Below are 643 nucleotides of genomic sequence, written 5' to 3' on the forward strand. Positions count from 1 at the left end.
AAGCTCACCAGCCTCCGGCGAACCTGGAGCGGTTCACTCTGGTATCGACTTCCGGGTGGCCGAGGTCACGGCGTTGCCGTTCTCGAATGGCGCGTTCGATGCTGTGTTGTGCAATTTCGGCCTTGGCCACTTTCCAGCACCCGAGGCCGCGCTGAACGAGTGTGTGCGCATCTTGGCGCCGGGCGGCAGGCTAGCCTTCAGTTGGTGGGATCAACCCGTGCGTCAGCGGGTGCAAGGGCTCTTCCGCGAGGCAATCGCCGAGTTGGGGCTGGCACCTCCGCCTGAGCTGCCCGAGGGCCACGACACGCTACGCTTTTCCGACCCGGACGCCTTCGCCACGCTGCTGCGCAGCGCGGGGCTAGATACAGTGCGGGTGGCGGCACATAGCACCACTCACGTCATGCCGGATGTCGAGGCACTCTGGCAGGCGGGCATGGGTGGAATGGCGGTAACGGGAAGTGCAATTGCGGCTCAAGACGCGGCCACCCGGGCTCGGGTGCGTGAGGCTATTGGGCGGCGCGCCGAAGCATACCGTGGCCAGCACGGGCTCGATATTCCGATCGCCTATTTCGTTGGCACGGGACGCAAGCGCTCCACAACAAGGAGCTAGCCTGGATTATGCGCGAAGGCTGACGGGCATGGT

At 65.0% G+C, this 643-nt stretch carries 1 protein-coding gene; it reads left to right on the plus strand.

What is annotated here, in order from left to right:
• Positions 1 to 610, plus strand: a 610-nt coding sequence (locus QWZ14_RS28995; protein ID WP_290320546.1) for a class I SAM-dependent methyltransferase, incomplete at its 5' end; no start/stop codon positions are given.
• Positions 611 to 643 lie beyond the last annotated feature (33 nt).

This window comes from Paeniroseomonas aquatica (genome assembly GCF_030409335.1).
Classification (GTDB): Bacteria; Pseudomonadota; Alphaproteobacteria; order Acetobacterales; family Acetobacteraceae; genus Belnapia; species Belnapia aquatica.